The sequence below is a fragment of the Pseudomonas khavaziana genome, from assembly GCF_019145205.1.
Lineage (GTDB): Bacteria > Pseudomonadota > Gammaproteobacteria > Pseudomonadales > Pseudomonadaceae > Aquipseudomonas > Aquipseudomonas khavaziana.
The window spans coordinates 267,142-283,122 of record NZ_JAHSTT010000004.1 but is presented as its reverse complement, the minus strand read 5'-3'; the positions used below and the strand labels follow the sequence as shown (position 1 = coordinate 283,122).

Here is a 15,981-nt window from a genome sequence, read left to right as displayed (position 1 = left end):
TTATTACTATTAACTGTGACCAAACCGGACATTAAGTGCGATGCGCGAGCCCCTTGAAATCCACAATCTGGCATCCGAATTAGAGCTTGATCTCAAAGATCGATATGGCCTGATGGTGGGTGGCAGCGCGCTGTGGAGAGAGTTGGGATACGCGTCCTATGACGCGTTTCGAAAAGCCAAACAGCGGGGGACTATCGAAGTGCCCCTGTTTGAGGTGCCCAATCGTCGGGGCTTCTTTGCCCTGTCCAAAGAAGTCGCATGCTGGATTGCCACGCAGCGCTGCGCACGGCAGCAGGCCATATGAACTAGGCATATGAGGAGTACCGCAATGAGGCCAGGCTAGGAGTTAGCCGGTGGATTTGGAGCACAAAAAAGCCCAGGGGTGGAGCCCTAGGCTTTTTTGATGGTGTTAGGTTTTGAGCCCTATACACCTTCATTCTGTGTTCCCTCGCGTTCGGCGTCAAGCCGACCACCTTCCGTTTGTCTGCAATTTTCACACGGCGCGACTTGTGAGGCATTCACACGCCTGTCGCGAGGAGAACACATGAGGCTGCCAATAGTTACACAGCGCGAGGTGCTACGACTCGCGAGCGACCCCAGGCTGTCGAATAGGGCGATTGGTTTATTAGCCAAAGTGTCCCACAACACTGTTCGCACTATTCGCGATCAGTTGGCCCAGTGCGGGCAAAGCTGGGAAGAGCTGAAGCACCTTGATGACAAAGCGCTCGCGGAGCGTCTGCGGACTCAGCCGAGAACCTCACCTCAAAGGAAAGCCTACCCGTCATGGCCCGCCGTCCACGAACAGCTAAAACTTCCTGACATCACCTTGGAGCTTCTATGGCAAGAGTTTCGTACGAGCGAGCCAGAAGGCGTGTCATATGCTCAGTTCACGCGGCTCTATCGAGAGTGGGTCAATATGCAAAAACTGAGCATGCGACAGATTCACCTCCCCGGAGACAAGTGCTTCGTGGACTTTTGTGGCAGGACAATGCCTGTGACAAACCCGGACACGGGAGCGATCAGCCAAGCCCAAGTATTCGTGGCAACACTAGGCGCCTCGGGCTTCATTTTTGCCACCGCGGTGAACAGTCAAACGACCCCAGACTGGCTCAAATGCAACGTTCTGGCCCTGGAGTTCTTCGACGGGGTTCCCCGGTTCGTTGTTCCTGATAATTTGAAGTCAGCAGTGACTAAAAACACGAGAGATGTGGTGACCTTAAATCGTGCCTACGCCGAGTTTTCTGAGCACTACGGATTCCAAATTTACCCCGCCAGACCGCGTAAGCCGAAAGACAAGTCGCTAGGTGAAATTGCCGTTCAATTGGTACAGAGGTTCGTTCTCGCAAGGCTGAGAGCGAGCACTTTCTTTTCCCTAGAAGAGCTCAACGAGAAAATCAGCTACTGGATCGATGAGCTAAACAGTCGAATCACACGGACGTACCCAAAGAGCAGAACCAGCCGCTTCCTTGAGCTTGATTATCCAGCCCTCAAGCCTCTCCCAGAAAAGCGCTACAGCTACAGTCAGTGGGTGTATCAGGTTCGGGTAGGTAGCGATTACCACGTTGCATTTGAGGAGCACAGCTACTCCGTCCCTTATCACTTTGCGAATCTTGTTGTCGATTTGCGCGTGCGAGACGACTGGCTCGAAATCCTTCATCAGCGCCGTGTCATCGGATCGCACAAGCTGAATCGCCAGCGCGGCACTAGCACTCTCAAAGAGCACTTGGCCCCGAATCACAGCCATTTCCAAGACTCCCAGCCGGAAACGCTGATTGTATGGGCTGAGACTATTGGGCCGGAAACGCTCCGCTTCGTGAAGGACAACCTCAACCTGCGGAAAGATTTCGCGACCGGTTTGAAGGCCGTTATTGGCCTGAAACGCGACGTTCGCAAGGGGGCGATCACGCCGTCACGCCTTGAATCCGCGTGCGGCTATGCCAATAGCTTGAACATCCTGAGTTCTGAGCGGCTACGGTCGATCCTTCGGAACGAATCTGACCTGCGTCCTAACTACCAAAGATCCGCCCCCTTGGTCGAACACGCCAACATTCGCGGTGCTGAATACTACGCCTCACAAGGAGATGAGCCGCAATGAAGTCAATCCTAGATACTGCCCAAAACCTCATGACTCTTGGTCTGCACGGGATGGCCGTGGCCTACGAGCGACAGCTTGAAACACCTGCGCTGCTGAAAGAACCATTCGATACAAGGCTTGGTTTAATGATGGACGCCGAAAATAGCGAGCGTGAGAGCAGAAAGGTTGGACGCTTGCTAAAGGCCGCGAGGCTTCGTGAGAATGAAGCCACAATGGACAGCATTGAATTTAAGGCGTCCCGAGGCATAGACCGGAATACTGTCATGTCCCTCGGGGAGTGCGAATGGTTGGCGCGACGTCAGAATGTGATCATCACAGGCGCTACGGGTACTGGCAAAACTTGGCTCGCTTGCGCACTCGGAAACCAGGCCTGCCGCCTTGGACGAGCGACGCTGTACCGCACTGCCACGAAGCTTTTTGAGGAGATCTAACTGTCTTACGCTGACCACACCATTCCCAAGCTGCGTCGGCAATTGATACGCGCAGAATTATTGATCATCGACGATTTGGGCATCGGTGGCATTGACTCCCAACTCGGACCATTCCTCCTGGACGTTATCGATCAGCAGTCACAGAACGGGTCATTGCTGATCACAAGTCAGTACCCTAAAGAAAAATGGTATGACCTGTTCTCTGACCCCACGATTGCCGACGCAATTCTTGACCGTATCGTTCACAAGTCCCACATCATCGAACTGAAGGGCGAATCAATGCGAAGGATCAAAAGTCGCAAACGGGCGTAAGAGCATCCGGCATGCGTCTATGGTGGTCAATACGAATGCAATTGGTCAAGTCGAATGCAAACAGGTGGTCAAGTGCAATGCAACCACCTGTTTTTCAATATCTTTCGCCATATCGTGTTGGTGCTGACCCTGGACTGACCCAGTTGCCGATGCAAGACTGCCCCATCTCCAAACCTGCAAAACATCCAGCGCAGACAATGATTGACTAGGAGTCAGACTGGGTCAGTGAATTCTCGGCAACTGGGTTAACTAGGCATCGGCGCCAACACAAGGGCACCGATTTGTCTTCGGTCACTCAGGAGCGTCTGGATGAGATTCCTGACCTGTTGAATACTCGGCCTCGCCAGACACTGGGATGGAAGTTTCCTGTGGAGATATTGACGGATCACTTGCAGCTGCTGGCGACAAACCGGCTAAATACAGTTAACTGACTGTTGCACTTGAAACCTGAGGCCGCCCAGCTTTGATAATGAAAAAAAATATGTGGACAACCAGTTTGGAATCACCTGGCCATGTCCTAGAGCATTCTAGTTAAACAACGGCATGATTCATCGACCCTGCGTGTGATAAAACCATTCATTTTTCTGCCTATACCTTCTAGGCATTACCAAGGACACTCGTTTGTATTTGAGAGATTGGAGACTTTTGTCTAACGTGCGCATCAAAGGCAATGAACCCACGCCATAACCGCACGAGGGCAAGATGAACCTGATACCCCAGATCGAAGCAGATAGCGCCGGCATCTGCCACATACGCCACGATATCCATGCGCACCCCGAACTCGGGTATGAAGTGCATCGAACCGCAGAACTGGTCGCGTTAACTCTCGAGAAATGGAACATCGAAGTCACCCGCAATGTTGGGAGAACCGGTGTAGTTGGTACTCTGCGGGGCTCGCTAGAAGGCGCTTCGCGTGCCCGGTCCATTGGCTTGCGCGCCGACATGGACGCGCTGCCGATCCAGGAAGTCAATACAATTGCCCACGCCTCCCGCAACGCCGGTGTTATGCATGCGTGCGGCCATGACGGTCATACCGCGATGTTGCTCGGTGCGGCGCAATACCTCGCGGCGAATCGGCAATTTCATGGCACGGTGCAGTTCATTTTCCAGCCCGCCGAAGAGGGTGGCGCAGGCGCCAAAGCTATGCTCGACGAAGGGCTGCTCGAACGCTTTCCGATCGATGCGGTGTTTGGCGTTCATAACTGGCCCGGAATACCAGCCAACACTATGGCTACCCGCGGCGGGGCTTTGATGGCTTCAAGCAACCGGTTCCGTATCGATATCGATGGAGTCGGCGCTCACGCTGCCATGCCGCATAACGGGCATGACCCGTTGCTGGCCGGCGCGCAGATCGTAACCGCGCTACAAGCGATCCTGACCAGAAGTAAGCGGCCAATTGATCCTGCTGTTCTTTCCGTTACCCAGTTCCACGCTGGAAGCTCGGATAATGTGATTGACCAAGGCGTTTGGCTGAGCGGTACGGTGCGCACATTTGATGATCAAGTAACCGACTTGATTGAACGGCGCATGCAAGAAATAGCCACCGGCCTGGCGACGGCTTTTGGCTGTACTGCTCGGCTTAGCTTCATCCGCGTTTATCCACCAACAATCAACGACGCCAGCCAGTCTGCATTCGCTGCCAATGTAGCGCGGGAGGTGCTCGGCGCGGATAAGGTCATAGGGGAAATCGAGCCGGTCATGCCTTCGGAAGACTTCTCTTTTCTGCTACAGAAGGTGCCGGGTTGCTATGCCTTTCTGGGCAACGGAAGCGGCGAACATCGTGGCCAAGAGCACGGCAACGGGCCTTGCGAACTGCACAACGCCAGTTTCGATTTCAATGACGAATTGCTCCCGGTAGGTGCCACCTACTTCGTACGTCTCGTGCAGGCTTTTCTGGACCAACCAGGTTAGATTGCGCCGGCAGCTATTTTGAAGTGTTCGACCAGGCGCATTAGCGCCGGATCGTCCGAATCACTGCGCCAAACGAACTCGACGGGATAGAGTCCCGTAAGATCAGGGTGCGGCAACAGCACCACATCGTTGGGGCAATTGAACTGTGAAGAATCCGGCACAATTGAATAACCCATGCCAGCTGCCACCAGGCCCAACACCGTACTGATATCCGCTCCCAGGTGAACCAGGTGCGGGGATAGGCCAGCGACATGGCAGCTGTGAATCAAAAAATCGTAATAGCTCGGCGCCTGATCCCGGGAGAACCAGACGCACTGCTGGTATTGAAGGTCGGCCAGGTGCGTAGGCGGACTCAAATGCAACTCGCTGCCACGAAGCACCGCCAGTGCAAGTCGGCAATCGAACATCGCCAGCCCGGAAAATGCCGGATCTTTCGGATCACGCCAAGCCAGAAAACCACCATCCAGTGTGCCTTCGGCTATTTTCACCTGTTGACGCGCCGAAAGAGCTGGTTCCAGCATGAGGGTTATATCGGGATGCTCTCGTTTGAACTCGCGCAATGGCTGAACGGCTGATGGGTGCCAACTGTAATTGGGTGCGATACCGATACGCAGTGCGCCAGACTGGCCATTGGCGATTCGGGTAATACGCTCACGTGCTGTTTGCAGGTCAGATAGGATGGCTCGAGCATCACGAATGAAGTGCTGGCCAGCCAAGGTCAGCTCTACGCCCTTGGAGCTTCGTCGGAATAGATTCACGCCCAACGTTTGTTCCAGATCGCGAATCTGTCGACTAAGCGCTGGCTGGACGATATGCAACTGACGCGCGGCCTCAGCCACACTTCGATGCTCTGCAACGGCTACAAAATAGCGCAAATGACGTAGCTCCATATGGATCACCCTGGGAAAATTTAAATATGAAAAATTCGTGAAGGAAGCTATTCAGCCAACACGCCTGCATTTGGTGCTTGCTACGATTAATTGCACCACTAAACATCACGCGAGATTAATTAGTTTTGGTATGCCTGGCAAGTATAGGGTAGGGATGTCAATAGTATTTGCTCAGCAACAAGTGCTTGCCTATATTCGGGATCAGAAAAACGGGCGAAGTAATGGAAGTATTTTTGTGCTGAATGATTTTTTAAAATGATTGGCACATTTTAAGGAGATGTTCATGGATTCAGTAGCCGATATGCTCGAACAGCAGTCTGCACCAGACTATCTGCGACGCGCCGCAACGGCGGCGACGGTGGGCAATGTGCTGGAGATTTATGACTTCATCGCCTTCGGAATTTTTGCAATTCCCATCTCAAAAGTGTTCTTTCCCGCTGTGTCCGAACTCAACGCCATACTGTTGACCATGGGCACCTTTGCAGCCGGCTTTCTCGCTAGACCGCTCGGAGCGTTGGTACTGGGGCGGTATGCCGATAGGGTTGGACGTAAAAAGGCTTTGACCCTCACGCTCTTAATGATGGCTACCGGCACAGTCGTTCTAGCCATTTGTCCGGGGTATGCAACGCTAGGCGTACTAGCCCCTATCATCATTCTTCTGGGACGCCTGCTCCAAGGGTTTTCAGCAGGAGGTGAAATAGGCAGCGTGGTATGCATGCTGGTCGAAAACGCACCGCCACATCGACGCTTTTTCTATGCTTCGCTCCAGCAGGCAGCGCAAGGTGCAGGCGTGCTAACGGCAGGTTGCATGGGCTTGGCGCTCAATTCAGTTTTCAGCGAGCAGGAAATACTCGATGGCGCTTGGCGAATTGCCTTCGCTTTTGGCCTGCTGATCGGTCCGGTAGGCTGGTATATAAGGCGCTCAGTGCCTGAAACGATGCTGTTCAGCAAAACCTCCGCCGAGGAGCGAAACCTACCGTTGTTAGGGCAGTTCATCACCTATCGACGCTCGTTGGTCCTCGGCCTGTCGGTGATGGTGTTCTGGACCGTAGCGACTTATATTTCTAATTACTTCACAACCTATACTGTTCGGCAACTGCATCTGACCCCGGTTGACAGCTTCATTGGCCAGATCTGCTATAGCTTGGTCATGATTTGTGCCTGCCCGCTGGTGGGTCGTTTGGCTGACCGCGTGGGACCTTTCAGGCCTATGCTCTTTGGCGCAGGCTTGACTGTCATAGGTGCTTATCCCTTGTTCTACGTCCTCACCAAATACCCTAGCTTGCCAACACTGGTTGCTGCACAAATGGTCATTGCCTTGCTACTTGCATGCCACGCAGCGTGCGCCTCCACGGTCTTAAGCAACTTGTACCCCACAGCCTTTCGGGCAACGGGTGTAGGCTTCTCCTATGCGTTGGGAGTTTCTGTGTTCGGTGGATTCACGCCTCTTATCGTCACCGCTCTACTCGGCAAGACCGGCGACAATATGGTGGTGTCCTACTATCTAGGCGCCGCAGCATTGATCACTTGCACGGGCATCTTCTTATTACGTAAGACTGGCTTTGCTCATAACATCCCTCGGATCTGAAACTGTACGCTCATCCAGCGAGGCCTTGTAAGGGGTCGCTGGTGTAGTCAGAATTAGTGAGGCTACTATAAGGCGTGTTTCATGGAGTAACTTCTATGTGTTCTGTGAAGGCAGATAATTACGCAGATAATTTTTCTGATATTAATTCTTTGTTGGACTTTACGCGCGCCATCTGGCTAGGCGAATGTATATTATATGCGTAAGAGATGTTATCTCGACAAAGTAAAATCGACGACGAATAGAAGAATAGAAGAATAGAAGAATAGAAGAATAGAAGAATAGAAGAATAGAAGAATAGAAGAATAGATCTTTGCGAAAATAATAAGCACCATGGGAGTAATATTGAGTAAGAAGAGTTAAATTAATTGGTTGTGCTTATGGAATTTGAAAAGCAGCTTAGTGCTCTTCTGGCTTATAGAGAGGTGGTACCTTTAAATATAATCTCAAGGTTTAGCCATTTTTACAGAGTTATTCGAATTGAAGAAATACTGAAAAATATCAGATTCCCGTGCGAGCCGTGAGCTAGGCGTGTTTTGCCATCTCGCTGCCTTGATCATGGGTCATGGTTTTCAGAAGCGCCGTAGCCATTCTCGAGAGTTCCCTCGTCATGGCTTCAAGTACGGCATCGTCCATCGCCAATACGATTCCAAATGTATGTTTGGCTATCGAGTACGATGCTCATTGATATATATCATGTTGGAACAAAATTTATGAATACAATCTATGATGTAATTGTAGTTGGGTCAGGCAACGCTGGCATGAGCGCGGCGCTCGCGGCATTAGAAATTACCGAGCGTGTTCTTGTGATCGAGAAAGCCAGCTTCGAGGATGCGTCCGGTAACACTGCCTATTCGGCTGGGTCGATGCGGTGCACGATAGATAACACCGCATCCATAAACCAGTTAATCGATGGATATGCCGATCCGAGACTTTCAGTTACGCGATTCCCGATTTACACACGCGATGATTTTCTTGCAGACTTAACTCAGTACAACAACGGTTCGCCACCGACTTCCAATCAGCTCAAGCTCGTCGACGCTTCGTACGAAGCGCTACTTTGGCTGCGTTCGAAGGGGGTTCTTTTTGAGCCAAATTACGATGCTCAAGCTACAAAAACTGAGGGCGGATATTCTTTTTGGGGAGGCTCTATCCTTCGCTGTGTTGGTGAAGGTTTGGGATTAGCTGAGTCTCAACGCCTCGCATTTTTGGAAAAAGGTGGGGCAGTGCGTTATTCATGTTCTGCACAGCATCTCGTTATCGTTGACGGTCGGATAACGGGAATTCAAGTCAAAAATAGTGATGAAAGCGAAAGCGTTTTGAAGGCACATTCGATAATTTTGGCTTCAGGTGGCTTTGGATCTAACAAAGAAATGCTTTCTCAGTTTATTGGAGCGGATGTCAGCAATGCTTTGGTACGCGGTACCAGGCACAACACTGGCGACGGACTAAAGATAGCATTTAAGGCTGGCGCTAATCCCTTCGGTATTTATGAAGGATGCCATATAGTGCCAACAGGAATTACCGCAGAGAATGGGTCGTTCGAAGGTCTCTCTAAGAAACAACGCTTAAGAGCTAGAAAGGTTTGCTATCATTTGGGCGTGATGCTGAACAAAGAGGGGCGCCGGTTTGTCAACGAAGGGGCCGACTTTCGCAATAACACGTATGCTCAATATGGTCGCGATATAATGCTCCAGAGCGACAGTGTCGCTTACCAATTTTTTGATGCTAAGAGTATACCGCATTTATATGATGAATATAATTTATCCAAAATGGATTACTTCGAAAGTGAGTCCCTGGACGATCTAATAAGTCAAATTAATAATATTGATGCCGAAATTGCATTGAAAACCATTTCTGAATTTAATGCATCGGTCGATGATACTGTGGTCTTCGATCCAAGCGTGAAAGACGGGAAAGGTGCGCACGGGTTGATTCCGCCACGGACCAATTGGGCTCAATGTTTAGATACACCGCCATTCAGAGCGTATCCTGTTACTGGAGGGATTACCTTCACATACGGCGGCATTGAGATCAACGCAGATGGTGCGGTTGTTAATCGAGACGGCGCTATAATTCAGAGACTTTTCGCCTGCGGTGAGATCGTCGGTGGCGTTTTTTTCAATGGATACCCAAGTGGAGCCGGCCTCACGTCAGGCACGGTTTTTGGACGCATTGCTGGTTACAGCGCGGCCAATAGTTCGAGACAAGCGCATGAAATGATGAGTTTTTCACCAAACTATTTGGTCAATTGACCGAGCATTGAATGCGGATATTTTACTAATTAGCTGGAGTTTATATGTGTAGGATTTTCGGTTATTTGACAAGTTCCAACAATTCCCTTCAATACCGGATGCAAAGTGTTTCAGAGGCTCAAAAGCACGGGGGCCCAGATGCACAATCGTATGTGTCTTTTCCAAATTGCGGCATTGGAGCCAACCGACTAGCGATTACTGACCCTAGCGGCGGTCGTCAGCCCTATGCGAGCATTCAAAACATTTATGTCTGTTTAAATGGCGAAATATATAACCATGATGATCTTCGGCGGAAACTCGAGCATAAAGGTTATCGCTTTGGCGATCAATGCGATGGATCAATTCTACCGGCTATGTACGTCGAATATGGCCCTTCATTCGTTGAATATCTCGATGGCATGTTCTCGATCGCTGTTCTCGATAAAAGGAATGATAAGCCGCTTCTCATATTAGCTACTGACTGTGTTGGAATGAAACCAGTCTACTACGGTCGCTCGCCGAGTGGTGACAGTGTCGTATTCTCAACTGAGTTGCTCGCCCTCCTGCGCTTCGGCTTAAATCCAACTCGCATTCGTCACGATTTGGTGAACCAATACATGACTGTTCGAGCGGTTAGCGATGGACAGACTTTCATCGAGAACGTTTCAAGCATCCCTCCTTCTACTATAGTTTCGCAGAGACAAGGTGAGCCTCTTCGCACAATGCGTTATCAATCTCGTATAGTCTATGGAGAAAGCATTCCGAAGTCACTACCTGAGGCAGGCGAGGCGCTCAAAGAACTTCTTGCTTGGGAAGTCAATCGTCTCAAAGTCGCCGATGCCAATGTATGCTCAGTGAACAGCGGCGGGTTAGACTCAAGTTTAATAACAATCCTTGCGAATCACAGATCCCCGCAGCCCCTTCCATCGTTTCATGTTTCTTGTAAAGGAAACTGGCCGTTCGATGAGCGCCGTTATGCATGGGACGTGGCTCAAATTAGTGGCGGACACCATTACGACGCCGTACTTGATCCTGATCGTATACCAGACCTTTTGCCTAAAATGGTTTACCATCTTGGGCAACCAAATGCCGCTCCGCACGCACTGAGTGCATTTTGCCTGTTTCAAGAAGTTGGCAATCGTGGTTATCGCGTAGCGCTAACTGGTGAAGGCGCCGACGAACTCTTTTGCGGTTACACGAGGATGGTTAAATCCATATCCCACGAGGGTAGTGATTGGCCCACTGCATATCTCGACGGCATGGCTCCCTGCTCGCGGGAGACGCGAGCGTCTCTTTTCAAGGCTGACTTCCTCAGATCAATATCAGATCACAACGACAAGATTGATCGAGAGTTCACTGACGAGTTATTGTCCTTCACAGGGACGCGGGAGCAGGCTGTTAAAACTTTTGAGCAAAACCGCAACCTTTGCCATTATGTTCTGCATCGCGCGGAGCCGTTGGCCATGGCGTCAGGTGTGGAAGTGAGAGTTCCATTCTGCCAGCCTCGCATAGTCGACTTTGCGCGAAGGCTTGAAGATAACATCAACTTACGAAACGCCGCTGGAGGAAAGGCTGTTGTATACGAGGCTGCTAAGGGCGTTCTCCCGATCTCGGTAATGGATCGTCCAAAACAGCCTTTCACGCTCCCTATTACAAGTCTCATGCACAAAGGAAGCCGCCTCTATGATTTCGTAAATGAAGCAGTGAAAACTAAGCGCATGCGTGAGGATACACCGTTCGATACCGAGCGTTTGTCTAGCCTTTTAACCGAACAGGGAAGCAACCCTAGCAGAGACGCATCCTTCGCGCTTTGGGCGGCGACAGTATATTCGGTTTGGATTGATCAGGTCAGCGCCATTTGACGTATGTCATTTGCACTTAATTAAATTCCCCTTATTTGTTCGAGGTTCAACAAATGCCGACATTTTATGAGCTAAATTTCGACAAGTTTAAATTCGGATGGGAAGCGGAGGTCATGGTTACCGATAGTGATTATAATCCGCTATTCGGGGATAAGATGCCGTTTGAAATTCTCCGAGACAGTGTTAACTCAATTACAACTGAGAGCGCTGATTACCTAGTGGAAAAATACACTGGATCCGGGCAGGGCCCCTATTACTTAGAAGGATACGATACAGAGACAAGTGGCAAGGTTGCGTCTCGTGTCGACGTCAAAGGGGTCGAAATTAGGACTCCGATTGATTTCTCGATTGAGCAATCCGTTCAATCCTTCGAGAGGCTCTATAACAGCTTGCAGGCAAAAGTTTCTAAAGCCGGACTTAGACTTTGCTGCCACGGAAATCACCCTTTTCAACCCGCTTACGTGGGTGAAAAAGGCGAGCGGGATCTAATCGGGTGGTCATCGGCTGAAGTGGCCATGACCACTCAGGGGCTAGCCATAAATATTAGCATGCCAGACGATCGCGAAAACGCGCTGGATAGGCTTGCTTTGGATCTGCGTTTCTCATACGCAGCACCGGTTATGGTTATCCTCGCGGCGAATACTCCATTTCGGTTGGGCGAACTGTGGACGCCTATGGGTGTGCAGGCTCACTCAGAGCGATCTTACCGTAGGACTTTCACACGCAATACAATCTACTACCGTGACGACCAACATCACAGAAAAGAAATAACCCTATTTGACGCTACCAATGATCTAAGGATGCACGCGGCCTACGCCGCGCTTAGTCTTGGAATTATTTTGTCGGATGCGGAATTCCCGATCCTACCAGACAGGTTTTCGAAGGAGAACATCCGAAGAGTAGCGCAGTTTGGTTACGACGCTGTATTAGTTGACAGAAATTTCGGAGAATTCAATCCCGCGGATGCTGTTTCGAAGGTTCTAGAGGCAGCTGCCGCAGCGCTTACGCGGAACGGCTTCAACGCGGATTTACTTAATCCACTTTGGGCCCTTCGCGACCAACGGATTACGCAAGCACAGAGAACTGTCGAGCGTTATTTGCACCTTGGCTCTATACAGAATGTTCTGCGGGAAAACTCAGAACTGGTTGGCAAATAACTAATTTCATATGTCCCGGACGATTACCATACTATGTGCCTTCAATCAGGGAGGCACATATCCAGCCAATGAAAAGAAGGATGCCGATGAAAAGTTCGTGGGGGCCGACCCTAATAATATTGTCTGGGATTCTTTGGGGATTTTCAGCGTTTACGAAAAAATATCTTCTGGTCTATGTCGACCCACTGTTTCTTAACGTGATTAACTCGGCCTTTGTATGTATAAGCCTAGTTTCTGTTTGGTTCAGGCCATCTGAATTGTGGAAAAGCTTTCGTCAAGCCCCATATCTTCTCATAGCTATGGCCTTTTTCGGAAACTCAATTGGGACGAGCATGCTCTATATTGCGATAGACCACCTGAGCCTCTCAGTTGCGAGCGTAGTCGGAAAGTTGCAGCCCGTATTTGTCATTGTATGTGCTTATGTTTTCCTTAAAGAGCGCCTTACGCGGACGGAGATACTCTTATCAGTTGTAAGCATTTTGGGTGCGTTCTTGGTGGCGGTGCCAGAGCCGATGAAAATCTTTGAGACTGCGCACATGACTATCATTGGTCTGCTGGCAGCGTTAGCTAGTGCGCTTGGGTGGGCTTTTAGTGGCGTTATCGGGAGGCGTCTAACTATCATGGATGCCTCGCCTTCGGCTGCTCAAATGACCTTCTTCAGGTATTTTATAGGCTCGTCGCTGCTAATACCACTAGTTGATTTCTCGAGTTATAGTTCAACTGTCGCGCAGTGGCCCTATCAGACACCTTTCCTCCCTACAGTATTCATCCTAACGTTTGTCACAGTCACCGTTCCCACATGGGCTTTTTATAAGGGCCTGAAACACGTATCGGCAAGCTATGCATCTGTGTTAGAGCTGTCCTCCCCAATCACGGCAGTTTTGCTTGGCATGATTTTTTTGAGTGAACGCTTGAACGAGTCGCAGCTTATTGGTGTTGCTTTGGTTGTATTACCCATTCTGGCGTTAGAAAATCTGCGTATGAGGCATTCCACGTAGCTGATAGAGCATTGGCTGCTAACCAGATCCCGCGGAACTGCTGCGTATCTGACAGAACTGGTGATCGTGTCCCGGGGAGTGGTGTAACTGAACCAACCGAAGGCGCCCTGAAGGCGAAAGAGGATGGTCATCGTGGTTCTTGGCTTACGTTGAGTTTGCTTAGACCAAAACAGAAACCCCCATGCAAGCCGAAGTGGATATGAAAAAGAGGTATTTATGGTAAGCACAGTAACGATCTACAAGAGCGCGGGGATCATCAAGATCAACGAAGTGTCGTTCTGCCCTGAAAGCTTTTCGGATGCAAGGATAGAGGGTGGACACCCAAACGGCCCCGTATTTTGCTTGGGAGCGGCCAAGGCAGTGATCAGTTTAACTGACGCGAACTTACTGGTCGCGGCTGGTGTGACCGACAATAGGTAGGACAGCGTCCGCTGCACACCAAGGCACTTGACTGGGCATTACTCAGTACCAGGGCGCAATTACGCACCCGCGAAATCGAGGTTTTCCAAAATGACAGCGATTTACGACGGTTTGGATTTTAAAACACCTCTAGAAGCTCAGTGGGCGGCCTTCTTTGACCTTGCTGGTTGGACTTGGCATACAAACCCAGCGTCAGTTGGGAATTGGGCTCCTGATTTTCGAGTGGAATTTTCTTGCGGGCATAGTGAATACAATGTGACTTACACGCTTTTGGTTGCTGTTCTGCCTTTCTCAAGTATCGAAGCGTTTGGTGATCACCCATCTTTGAGTCATTGCTACGGTATTGAATCCCCGTACGACGACCTACATCCATCCGTTGACGCTGGAGCAGCATTTGGCACTTCTCCGCATGTCACTGTGTGGGAGTTTTCTCACGGGGCTGGGGGCGGTCAATACAACGTACGTGAGTGGGTAAGGGAGGCTGACTCACTTTGGTCTAAAGCAGCGCAACTGGTCCATTCGAGCGTGAAACAAAGCGCTACGAAGGCTTAGGAAAATTAGGTGCACCACACACTACCGATAGCTCTTTTCACGGTTGGTCTTTTGGCCGGATTACCCGTCAGCGCTTTGGTTGTCAGTATTCCTGCTTTCCTGGAAAGACAATGGCGATTGGACGCCGCCCAGATGCTGGGGCAAGAATCTCCTACTGAGCACCGTCCGCGTTCGTCCCTGTCATTACTGCCTGATCAAATTAACGTTCGATTTAGTATGACGCTATTGGTCATGGGAGGCTTTTCAAGCTGGGCAGCGCTGTACTACGGTGTTGTGCCAAGCGGCTTGGCCGCGTTGGTGTTGGCCGGTGGCTTGCTGGTCCTGAGCTTGATTGACCTCGATCACCAGTTGCTGCCGGACGTGCTGGTTTGGCCGCTGCTGTGACTGGGCTTGATCGTCAACAGCTTCGAGCTGTTTACAACCCTGTCCATGCCCTGTGGGGAGTCGTGGGTGGCTACCTGGTGCTTTGGTCCATACGTGTCCTTTCCAGGTTGATCACTGGCGATTACGGTATTGGCCAGGGCGATCTGAAGTTGTTGGCCATGCTCGGCGCCTGGGGTGGCTGGCAGATCTTGCCAGTGACGTTGGTGCTATCGTCACTGGTATTTGCTGTGGTGGGAAGCACGCTCCTTGCGTTTGGCAAAATAGAGCGGACAGCGCTCATTCCTTTTGGTCCATACCTGGCTGCTGCAGGTTGGCTCGCTCTACTCTACACGCCGGCGTGGGCGGTCGTTTAAATCGGCTGGGCTAGACACAACCAACATTTCACCTTTCGCACATGAGTGGCGGTTGCTGGCCGCGTGTGCACATAGTGAAAATATGGTGCAGAGCTAGTTACCTTTCTCAATCAACAAGTCAATTGCCGACAGCAACATCACATCATTGGCAGGCCCTTCCAGTTTAAGAGACCTTCCGGTTTTATTGTCTCTAATCAGCACGGTGGGTGTCGCTGTGACCCCAGACTTTAGGGCTTCTTCTGCCTGTCGGGTAATGCGCAGAGAAATCTGTTTGTTATTTGCAGCACAGGCCATCAGTGCCTGGTGACCAACGTCGTAGATGTCCAACTGACCATTGAAGCCAAGGCCGTTGCTACGAGTTCGTTCAAAGACCTGGTCGACGGCTTGCCAGAAAGCCGGCGCGCCGCCTAACACTCCCGCGCATTCAACCATTTTAGCTTCATAAATCGCGGTCGAACCGTGGAAGTCCAGTGGAAGGTGATGCCACTGAAGGTTTACGTTCTTCTGCTGCTGGACCCAGGCTTTCAGAGCCGGTGTGTAGATCTTGCAGTACGGACATTCCAGATCCGCAAACTCAGTCACAGTCCAGCGAGCATTAACCTGCCCGAACGTCCAAGGGCCTGAATGTTGTCGTGTTTGCACCTCGCTTTTGAGGACGGCAAAGCCGACAGTCACCAAACATAATCCTAGAAAACCCACTACCCCCATAGACCGAATCATGTGTGGAGCTCGGCCGTAGGCTTCGATGACAAGAGTGCTTGATTACGCAGTGCTTCAAGGAGGGCGTGTTCAGCACT

12 protein-coding genes and 3 pseudogenes are annotated in these 15,981 nt (G+C 50.7%); 13 read left to right on the top strand and 2 right to left on the bottom strand.

Annotated features, from left to right (window positions below):
* Positions 1-40: 40 nt before the first annotated feature.
* From KVH01_RS12425 to KVH01_RS12405, 5 genes and pseudogenes are all read left to right on the top strand, one after another.
* Complete coding sequence (locus tag KVH01_RS12425) at positions 41-304, top strand: hypothetical protein (protein WP_076965362.1); 264 nt, start codon at positions 41-43, stop codon at positions 302-304.
* 240 nt (positions 305-544) lie between these two features.
* The gene (gene istA, locus KVH01_RS12420; RefSeq protein WP_217881655.1) at positions 545-2,095 is read left to right on the top strand and encodes an IS21 family transposase; all 1,551 of its coding nucleotides are present in this window, start codon (positions 545-547) and stop codon (positions 2,093-2,095) included.
* Positions 2,092-2,838: pseudogene (gene istB / locus KVH01_RS12415) on the top strand (IS21-like element helper ATPase IstB). Before istA ends, istB begins: the two are co-directional and overlap by 4 nt.
* A gap of 269 nt (positions 2,839-3,107) precedes the next feature.
* Positions 3,108-3,269, top strand: a pseudogene (locus tag KVH01_RS12410) (IS30 family transposase); the annotation flags it as partial.
* Positions 3,270-3,540: 271 nt separating this feature from the next.
* Positions 3,541-4,749 (top strand): M20 aminoacylase family protein, encoded by a 1,209-nt coding sequence (locus tag KVH01_RS12405; RefSeq protein WP_217881654.1) that lies wholly within the window; start codon positions 3,541-3,543, stop codon positions 4,747-4,749.
* Here KVH01_RS12405 and KVH01_RS12400 read toward each other — a convergent pair.
* Positions 4,746-5,639 carry a LysR family transcriptional regulator gene (locus tag KVH01_RS12400; RefSeq protein ID WP_217881653.1) on the bottom strand — a complete coding sequence of 298 codons (894 nt, stop codon included), beginning with the start codon at positions 5,637-5,639 and terminating at the stop codon, positions 4,746-4,748. The two genes, KVH01_RS12405 and KVH01_RS12400, sit on opposite strands and share 4 nt — an antisense overlap.
* A gap of 37 nt (positions 5,640-5,676) precedes the next feature.
* Between KVH01_RS12400 and KVH01_RS12395 the strand changes: the two genes are divergently transcribed.
* From KVH01_RS12395 to KVH01_RS12355, 8 genes and pseudogenes are all read left to right on the top strand, one after another.
* Positions 5,677-5,898, top strand: a complete 222-nt coding sequence (locus KVH01_RS12395) for a hypothetical protein (protein ID WP_217881652.1) — start codon at positions 5,677-5,679, stop codon at positions 5,896-5,898.
* A 24-nt stretch (positions 5,899-5,922) separates the two neighbouring features.
* Positions 5,923-7,227: an MFS transporter gene (locus KVH01_RS12390; RefSeq protein WP_217881651.1), complete on the top strand. Its 1,305-nt coding sequence runs from the start codon at positions 5,923-5,925 to the stop codon at positions 7,225-7,227.
* Between the two features lie 710 nt (positions 7,228-7,937).
* Entirely contained in the window at positions 7,938-9,479 is a 1,542-nt protein-coding gene (gene tcuA / locus KVH01_RS12380) for an FAD-dependent tricarballylate dehydrogenase TcuA (RefSeq protein WP_217881650.1), read from the top strand.
* A gap of 44 nt (positions 9,480-9,523) precedes the next feature.
* Positions 9,524-11,320, top strand: coding sequence for an asparagine synthase (glutamine-hydrolyzing) (gene asnB, locus KVH01_RS12375; RefSeq protein ID WP_225924169.1), 1,797 nt, complete (start codon positions 9,524-9,526; stop codon positions 11,318-11,320).
* A gap of 53 nt (positions 11,321-11,373) precedes the next feature.
* A complete protein-coding gene (locus KVH01_RS12370; protein WP_217881648.1) occupies positions 11,374-12,477 on the top strand; it encodes a glutamate-cysteine ligase family protein in 1,104 nt (367 codons plus the stop codon).
* An 86-nt stretch (positions 12,478-12,563) separates the two neighbouring features.
* Complete coding sequence (locus KVH01_RS12365; protein ID WP_217881647.1) at positions 12,564-13,475, top strand: DMT family transporter; 912 nt, start codon at positions 12,564-12,566, stop codon at positions 13,473-13,475.
* Between the two features lie 510 nt (positions 13,476-13,985).
* Positions 13,986-14,447, top strand: coding sequence for a hypothetical protein (locus tag KVH01_RS12360; protein WP_217881646.1), 462 nt, complete (start codon positions 13,986-13,988; stop codon positions 14,445-14,447).
* 9 nt (positions 14,448-14,456) lie between these two features.
* Positions 14,457-15,184, top strand: a pseudogene (locus KVH01_RS12355) (prepilin peptidase).
* A 93-nt stretch (positions 15,185-15,277) separates the two neighbouring features.
* On the opposite strand, the gene KVH01_RS12350 reads toward KVH01_RS12355, so the two are convergent.
* Positions 15,278-15,859, bottom strand: coding sequence for a DsbA family protein (locus KVH01_RS12350; protein WP_318836573.1), 582 nt, complete (start codon positions 15,857-15,859; stop codon positions 15,278-15,280).
* Between the last annotated feature and the right edge of the window lie 122 nt (positions 15,860-15,981).